Here is a 7,698-nt window from a genome sequence, read left to right as displayed (position 1 = left end):
CAACGTGCCGATGCTGGAGAGGAACGAGGACCACGTCGGGGACGCCGAGGTCGGCTTGGCCAAGGCCCCCGCTTTCGGCGCCTATCTGGACTACGGGCCGCGCGGCGTCGAGCGCATGGACGAGCTCGGCAAATGGCTCGGCGGCGTCGAGCTGAGAGTCGGGCACACCTACCTTCCCGGCGACCGCTGGAGCAATATCGCGGGCGCGCCGAACTTCCTGGAGAGCTGGGCCGAGTGGCGCAAGAAGAAGGACGACCGGCTCTTCGTGCTCAACGTGCCGATGCTGGAGAGGAACGAGGACCACGTCGGGGACGCCGAGGTCAGGCGGCTGCTGCGGAGGGGGGCCGCAGGTGAGTTCGACGACCACTTCCGGGTGCTCGCCCAGCGCCTGGTCGACCTGGGCGTGCCCGAGACGGTGATCGTGCTCGGCTGGGAGATGAACGGCACGACCTACACCCATCGGTGCGGCCCGGACCCGGAGTCCTGGAAGAAGTACTGGAACAGGATCGTCACCACAATGCGGTCGGTGCATGGACAGAAATTTCAGTTCGACTTCACGCCGAACAGGGGGCGTGACGCCATTCCGTGGACGCAGTGCTATCCCGGCGACGAGTCCGTCGACATCGTCGGCATGGATGCGTACGACCAGCCGCGCGGAATGCCGTTCGACGAACAGGTCAAGGAACCCTATGGGCTCCAGGAACACATCGACTTCGCGGCGGCCCACAAGAAGCCCATCTCGTATCCCGAATGGGGTCTGTTCCGCAACGGTGACAATGAAGAATACATGCGCGGCATGCTGGAATGGATGAAAGAAAAGAAGCCGGTGTACAACACCGTCACCGACTACTGCCCGCACGGAGTGTGGCAGTGCAAGTCCAATCCCGGTGCGTCGGCGGTCTATCGGGACCTTCTCTCCGACGGTGCCGGCACCCCGGCCGTGCCGACTGAACCGGCGAAGCCGCCCGCGTGTTCCCCGATGAACCTCGGCCAGTGGACCGGGCACTGGCTCGGCGACAGGTTCTGCCTGCGGTTCGACTGGTGGAAGGGGAAGTACCGCTACTGACGCAGTCGCCGTTTCGCCCACGCACGGACCGCCGCGTAGCCGGCCGCGGCGGTCAGGAGCGGTGCCGTCCGTCCGCGGGCGAGGAGGAAGCGCTGGTTGGTGACCGGGTCGGGGCGCCAGTGGTGCTTGTACGGCTCGTTGCCGCGCAGCAGGCTCAGCGCGCGGCGCTGCTCACCGCCGGTGTGCCGGGTGGTCGCCTCCAGGAGCATCGTCGCCACGTCGACCTTGCGCTCCCTGAGGCTGGGGTGGGCGCCGTACAGATAGCCGCCCGCCAGCGTGCCGGAGAGCAGGGTCAGATCGGCGGCGAGCACCTCGCCGTCGAGGCGGAACTCGGTCACCACCGCCTCGCCCGCCGCGACCATCGGCCGCATCGAGCGCAGCAGGTGCTCGCGGAACCGCGGCTGGAGGTGCTCGGTCGTCACCTTCCGGCCGGACCACTGGAGTTCGTGCAGACGCAGCAGGGTGCACAGGGAGGACTCGACCTCCTCGGCGGGCACGATGCGGCTCTCCACGCCGAGCGCGGAGAGCTTGCGGATCTTGGCCCGGGTGCGCTGGGCCCGGGGCGCGGGCAGCCGCTTGAGCAGCTCGTCCATGGGCAGCGCGGGCAGTTCGAGGCAGGGCGAGTCGGCCAGCGCGCGCTTGGGCCCCTGCCAGAGTTCGTAGATGCTCTCCAGGCAGGCGCCGGGGCGCACCTCCCCGAAGTCGAGCAGCGCGCTCGCTGCGAGTCCGCGCAGGGCCGCGGCGAGCGCCCGCGCCGCGGCCTCCCGGTCGGCGTCGTCGAGGAGCACGTCGGTGAAGTCGGAGATCGCGCCGCCGAGCGGCCGGAGCACCGGGCCGCGCACCCGCATCAGCGGCGCCGCCGCGACCAGCCGGTCGCCGTGCCGGACGAGCACCACCCGCAGCGCGCCCGGCTGCCCGTACGACCGCCACCAGGAGGAGAGCCACGCGTGACTCTGGAACGGGGTGGCCGCCGCGCAGGACCGGTGCAGCCGCCCCCAGGCCGCCGCGAGCGCCTCGAACTCGGCCTCGTCCGCGCACACCCCGGTCGTCAGGGTGCCGCGCAGGACGGCCGTCACGCGCCGCTCCTGACCAGCGCGGACGCCGGGCCCGGCACCGAGGCGCCGGGGGCCGCCGCCAGGCGTTCGCGCGGGCGCACGAGCAGCGCGAGGCCGCCGAGCAGACCGCCCGCGCAGCCGCCGACCAGGGCGGTCACGCCGGTGGACAGCGAGGAGGGCTCGGCCGGGTCCAGGGCACGGGAGAACTGCAGGAGCTTGACCTTGGTGCTGTCCTTGGAGTGGTTGGCGCCCGTGGCGAGCGACTGGGCGACCGCGTTGGCCGTCAGGGCGGCGTTCGCGGGCTTCGCCGCCGACGCCGAGATCGCGATCATCGGCGCGTCGGGCGAGGTGGCGACCTGGACGCTGTCCTGGAGGCCGGTGGGCGACAGGCCCGCCGCCACCTGCGCGTCGCCGATCACGGCGAGCTGCTTGGCCACCCGGCCGTACGCCTGGGCGAAGCCCAGGGCCGTGGCCGGGTCGGCCTTGCCCTGCGGCACGGCGACCACATAGCTCGTCGCCGTGTACTGGGCCGTCTGGAGCAGGCCGTACCCGGTCCCGGCCAGCAGGCCGAGGAGCGCGCAGGCGGGCAGGGCCGACCAGCGGGGCAGCCGGGCGGCGCGGGCGCGCAGCGGGTCCAGGCGGGTGCGCAGGGCGTCGAGCCTCCGGCGCTCGTTCTCGGAGTCGCTCATCGAGGGTTCACCTCCAGGGTCGGGCCGGAGACGACCGACGTGTAGACACGCATCAGTTGTCCGGCGCTGCGGGTGATGCTGTAGTGCCGTGCCGCGGCCGGTGCCTGGCGGCGCGGGGGGATGCCGCCGCGCAGGCCGTGCAGGGCCTGGGTGAAGGCGTCCGGATCGCTCGGGCAGTGCGTGGCGTCGGCCCCGGTGCCCGGCGGCAGGCCGTCGACGGCGGGGCACGACGAGTACAGGACGGGCAGGCCGCTGGCCAGGCCCTCCACCAGCGCGAGGCCGAAGGCCTCCTCGGGGGAGGGCGAGGCCAGCGCGTCCATGGCGGCGAGCAGCGAGGGCAGGTCGGGCACGCCGTCGGCGGCGGTGCCCTCCTCGTGGCCCGCCTCACCGGCGAACCGCACCCGGTCGCCGAGGCCGAGCCGCTGGGCGAGCGTGCGCAGCTCCGGCTCCGCGGGGCCGGTGCCCACCAGCAGGACGAGGACGTCGCGCGGCAGTTGGGCCACCGCGCGCAGCAGGACGTCGAACCGCTTGCCCCCGGCCAGCCTGCCGACGCCGCCGACGACGAACGCCGACTCGGGGAGGCCGAAGCGCTTGCGGACCAGGACGCGGGCGGCCGGGTCGAAGCGGAAGCGCTCCACGTCGATGCCGTTCGGCACCACCTGGATGCGCTGGCGGGGCACTCCCCAGCTGTTGAGCCGCTGACCGACGGCGGGTGAGACGGCCACCGTCATCCGGCCGAGCCGCTCGCCCGCGAGGTACAGCGCCCTGACGCCCCTGGTGAGCGGCCTGCCCTCCATCTGCGATGCGCCCAGGGAGTGTTCCGTGGCGACCACCGCGCGCACTCCGGCCATGCGGGCCGCGATGCGTCCGTACAGGCAGGCCCGGTACAGGTGGGTGTGGACGACGTCGTATTTACCGGCCTTGATGAGCCCGGTCAGCCGGGGCAGCGCCCCGACGTCGCGGTTGCCCGCCATGCCGAGGTCGGTGACGCGGGTGCCGTCCGCCACGATGCCGCGTGCGACGGTGCCCGCGTTGGTCAGCGTGACGACGTCGCAGTCGGTCGGCAGATGGCGCAGCAGCAGGCGCAGTTGCTGTTCCGCGCCGCCCACGCCGAGGCCGGTGATGATGTGCAGGGCCTTCACGCCGTCACCGCCGAGGGTCCGACGGAGCGGTGCCTGAGCCGGTTGGTGCGCAGCTTCAGGCGCAGCCGCCAGGCCGWSWCGGCCTGGCCGATGTGCACCCGGGGCAGGGCGAGGGGACCGGCGAGCGGGCCGGGGGCGATGGCGCAGGCGTAGCGGTACCCGGCGTCGTGCACGGCCATGAGCACCCGCTCGTCGACCGTGCCGTACGGGTAGCAGAACCCCTCGGGCTCCTCGCCGGTGACGTCGGCGAGCGCCGCCCTGCTCCCCGCGGTCTCGCGGCGCAGGGTCCCCTCGTCGGCGGCGGTCAGGTCGGTGTGGGTCATGCCGTGCGAGGCGATCTCCATGCCCTCGGCGGCGGCGTGCCGGATGCCGTCGGCGTCCAGGAGCGGCTTGCGGGGGCCGAGCGGGTCCCAGGCGTTCTCCCCGGCGAGGCGGCCGGGGAGCACGAAGACGGTGGCGGCGCACTCGTGGCGGCGCAGGAGCGGCAGCGCGTTCTCGACGAAGTCCTGGTAGCCGTCGTCGAAGGTGAGGCCCACGAGGTTGTGCTGGAGGCCACGGGCGGACGCCTCCATGAGCTGCCGCATGGAGACCCCGCGCATGCCCTGGCGCCGCATCCAGCGGAGTTGGACGTCGAGCCGGTCGGGCTCCACGGTGATCTCGTAGGGGTCGTCGGTGGTGTCGGCGACGGAGTGGTACATCGCCACCCAGGCCGGGGTACGGGGGGTCCGGAGCCGCAGGAAGGGCTCCGCGTCCGACGGTGTGGGCGGGGTGAGGTCAACGGTCATGACGCGGCTCTCCTGTCGCTGAACGGGACGCTGGACGTGTCGCTGATCGGGTCGCTGATCGGGTCGCTGACCGGTGCGCCGACCGGGCCACCACGCGGGTCGCCGAGCGGAGCGCGGACGGCCACGGCTGTGCCTTGAGGAGCAGCCCGCACAGTGCGAAGGAGACGGTGACCACGGCGCCGCTCGCCAGGACGGCGAGGACGGGCCGCCCGACCGCGCTCTCGGTGAGCGCGCCGAGCACCGCGGCGCAGGCGGCGGCGGCGGTGAGCCGGGCGAGCTGTCCGAGCACCGCCCGCGTCCTGACGGGCACGGTGCGCGGGCCGAGGCCGCGGAGCAGGAGCAGGGCGGTGACGCAGATGCCGGTGGCGTTGGCGGCGGCGATGCCGTGGACGCCCCAGGTGCCGACGGTCAGGAAGCCGATGCCCGCGGTGGTGACCACGCCGATGACCATCGCGTGCAGCGGCAGCCAGGTCTTCCTGGCCACGGAGAAGTGGGCCCTGGCGAGCGCGCCGACCATGGTGTGGCCGAGCAGGCCGAGGGCGTAGACGCGCATCACGGAGGCGGTGACGCCGGTGTCGCGCGCCGTGAAGTGGCCCCGCTGGAAGAGCAGTTCGATCAGCGCGGGGGCGGTTCCGACGACCGCCGCCGCGCCGAGCAGCACCAGACAGCCCGCGAGGACGAGGTCGCGCTCCACGCGCTCCCTGGCCCGCTCGGTCTCCCCGGCCGCGAGGGCGCGGGCGACGAAGGGGAAGGTGACGGTGCAGAGCATGAGCGAGAGCACCATGGGCATCTGCGCGACCTTCTGCGCGTAGTTCAGGTGCGAGATGGCGCCCGCGGGCAGCGAGGAGGCGAGGAACCGCTCGATGAGGACCTGCGACTGACGGCACAGGGCGAAGAAGAGGACGGTCCAGATGAGCGCCGTCTGGAGCGTCTTGTCCCCGTCCGCCTCCCGCGCGGCCGGTGCCCCGGCGGGCCGCCGCCGCAGCTCCCGCCAGAGCGAGGGCGCCTGTACGAGGACCATGAGCGCGCCGCCCACCGCGACCCCGGTCGCCGCGGCCCGTACGCCGAAGGGGGCGGCCAGCAGGAACAGCGCGGCGATGATGGCGGTGTTGTAGGCGACGTACACCGTCGCGGGGGCCACGAACCGCTGGTGGGCGCGGAGGGCCGCGCTGCAGTATCCGGTGAGCCCGAAGGTGAACGCGCAGGTGGCGGTGAGCCTCGTGCAGTCCACCGCGAGTCCGGGGTCGGGCAGCCCCGGCGCGAGCAGCCCCACCACGGCGGGCGCCGCCGCGACGAGCAGCAGCGCGGCCCCCGCGAACCACAGCGACATCCGGGGCAGCGAGGCCCGCACCAGATCGCGTACGGGGTCGGAGTCCGGGTCCGCCGCCCGGCGGGCCAGGGCGAGGCTGAACGCCGGTACGAGGAAGAAGGCGAGCCCGTCCTCGATGAGCAGCGTCGCGGCGAGTTCGGGCACGGTCCACGCCACGAGGAAGGCGTCCGTGTCGCTGCCTGCCCCGAAGAAGTGCGCGAGCGCCTGGTCCCGTACGAGCCCGAGCAGCGACCCGGCCACGGAGAGCGCGGCGGTGACGAGCGCGGCCTTGGCGAGGAAGGACCCGGTGGTCTTCTGGGGGGCGGGGCCGGGGGAGGACTCCCCTGCGGCCTCCGTCCCGGTCTCCGGCCCGGCCTTCGTCCCGGTCTCCGTCCCGGCCTTCGTCCCGGTCTCCGGCCCGGCGTCGGGCCCGGCGGTCGGCACCGTGGTCATGGGGTGGCCGCCTCTCGGCGTGCGCCCACCGACCACCGGGCCACGACGCCGAGCGCCACCGCCGTCAGGACGGTGGAGGGGCCGCCGATGTCCGCGTAGACGAAGTCGACGAGCTGCCAGATGAGGAGGCCGCAGGCCAGGAGGGCGCAGTCCAGACGGCCGCGGTCCGGACGGGTGCCGTCGGGACCGGTGCGTTCGTCGTGCAGGCGGCGCAGGCCGCAGACCAGGAGCGCCACCCAGCCCCCGGCCAGCGCGAGAAGGCCGAGCAGGCCCTGTTCGCCGAGGACGAGCAGGTACATGTTGTGCGGGGAGAGCAGCGGCTGGCGGACGAAGCCGCTGCCCGCGCCCGCCGTGTCGCTCGCGGCGGACAGGGCGAGCGAGGCATGGCTGTCGCGGTTCTCGGGGAAGCCCTTGAGGCCCACGCCGGTCACCGGGTGCTCGCGCCACATGTCCGCCGACGCCGCCCACATCGTGTACCGGTCGGTGACCGACTGGTCGGGTGCGTCGGTGACCTGGGTGATGCTGCTGAGCCGCTCCTGGAGCAGCGCCGAGCCGAGGCCGAACCCGCCCACCAGGACGACCGCCGCCGCACCCCCGGCGAGTAGGACGCGCCCCGCCCTGCGCGCCCCGGCGAGGAGGAGCACCAGGACGCACGCCCCGGCCGTGGCGATCCACGCCCCCCGGCTGAACGACAGGGCGAGCGGCACCGTGAGCAGTGCCGCGCAGGTCACGGCGGCCGACCGCTGGCGCGGCGCGTGCGGCCGGAAGGCGAGCGCGAGGGAGCAGATGAGCCCGTAGGAGACGACCGTGGCCATCCCCATGACGTCCGTGGAGCCGAAGGTCCCGACGGCCCGGATGTCCTCGCCCGCGTACGAGGCGCCGGTCCCCGTGAGGTTCTGGTGCACGCCGAGCGCCCCCTGCCAGAGCGCGAGGGCCACCAGCGCCCAGGCGACGAGCCGGAACTGACGGGCGTCCCGGATCAGGACGAGCACGGCGGCGGGTACGAGGACGAAGATCTGGAGGTAGCGTGCGGCCCCGGCGACCCCGGKCGCGGCGGACGAGGCGCCGAAGGCGGCGACGGTGACGCCGATGACCGGCAGCCCGAAAAGCACGGCGGCGGTCCTGGTCAGCGGGCGCCGCCCGGTGCGCACCAGATGGCCGACGCAGACGGCGACCACCAGGGCGGAGACCGCGTCGGC

General features: G+C 73.8%; 7 protein-coding genes. 1 reads left to right on the top strand and 6 read right to left on the bottom strand.

All coding sequences use genetic code 11. From position 1 onward, the window contains the following. Nucleotides 1-4 precede the first annotated feature (4 nt). Nucleotides 5-1,066: a glycoside hydrolase family 26 protein gene (locus AB8Z36_RS25510; protein WP_369215719.1), complete on the top strand. Its 1,062-nt coding sequence runs from the start codon at nt 5-7 to the stop codon at nt 1,064-1,066. Here AB8Z36_RS25510 and AB8Z36_RS25505 read toward each other — a convergent pair. The 6 genes from AB8Z36_RS25505 to AB8Z36_RS25480 all read right to left on the bottom strand — a co-directional run. Continuing rightward, nucleotides 1,060-2,142: a GNAT family N-acetyltransferase gene (locus AB8Z36_RS25505; RefSeq protein ID WP_369215717.1), complete on the bottom strand. Its 1,083-nt coding sequence runs from the start codon at nt 2,140-2,142 to the stop codon at nt 1,060-1,062. The genes AB8Z36_RS25510 and AB8Z36_RS25505 overlap by 7 nt on opposite strands. Next, complete coding sequence (locus AB8Z36_RS25500; RefSeq protein ID WP_369215716.1) at nt 2,139-2,810, bottom strand: lipopolysaccharide biosynthesis protein; 672 nt, start codon at nt 2,808-2,810, stop codon at nt 2,139-2,141. The genes AB8Z36_RS25505 and AB8Z36_RS25500 overlap by 4 nt, the downstream gene beginning before the upstream one ends. Continuing rightward, the gene (locus AB8Z36_RS25495; protein ID WP_369215715.1) at nt 2,807-3,952 is read right to left on the bottom strand and encodes a glycosyltransferase; all 1,146 of its coding nucleotides are present in this window, start codon (nt 3,950-3,952) and stop codon (nt 2,807-2,809) included. The genes AB8Z36_RS25500 and AB8Z36_RS25495 overlap by 4 nt, the downstream gene beginning before the upstream one ends. Continuing rightward, the gene (locus AB8Z36_RS25490; protein ID WP_440581992.1) at nt 3,949-4,737 is read right to left on the bottom strand and encodes a polysaccharide deacetylase family protein; all 789 of its coding nucleotides are present in this window, start codon (nt 4,735-4,737) and stop codon (nt 3,949-3,951) included. The genes AB8Z36_RS25495 and AB8Z36_RS25490 overlap by 4 nt, the downstream gene beginning before the upstream one ends. Then, nucleotides 4,727-6,499: a lipid II flippase MurJ gene (locus AB8Z36_RS25485; RefSeq protein ID WP_369215714.1), complete on the bottom strand. Its 1,773-nt coding sequence runs from the start codon at nt 6,497-6,499 to the stop codon at nt 4,727-4,729. The genes AB8Z36_RS25490 and AB8Z36_RS25485 overlap by 11 nt, the downstream gene beginning before the upstream one ends. Then, nucleotides 6,496-7,698, bottom strand: a 1,203-nt coding sequence (locus AB8Z36_RS25480; protein ID WP_369215713.1) for an O-antigen ligase family protein, incomplete at its 5' end; no start/stop codon positions are given. The genes AB8Z36_RS25480 and AB8Z36_RS25485, both read right to left, overlap by 4 nt.

It is taken from the genome of Streptomyces flavofungini, from assembly GCF_041028215.1.
Classification (GTDB): Bacteria; Actinomycetota; Actinomycetes; order Streptomycetales; family Streptomycetaceae; genus Streptomyces; species Streptomyces flavofungini_B.
The sequence above is the reverse complement of the archived record's forward strand: the minus strand, read 5'-3'. Positions and strand labels throughout refer to the sequence as shown.

Coding starts and splice junctions, on each gene's coding strand:
- AB8Z36_RS25485 (WP_369215714.1), bottom strand. CDS start 6,499: ATGACCACGGTGCCGACCGCCGGGCCCGACGCCGGGCCGGAGACCGGG.
- AB8Z36_RS25500 (WP_369215716.1), bottom strand. CDS start 2,810: ATGAGCGACTCCGAGAACGAGCGCCGGAGGCTCGACGCCCTGCGCACC.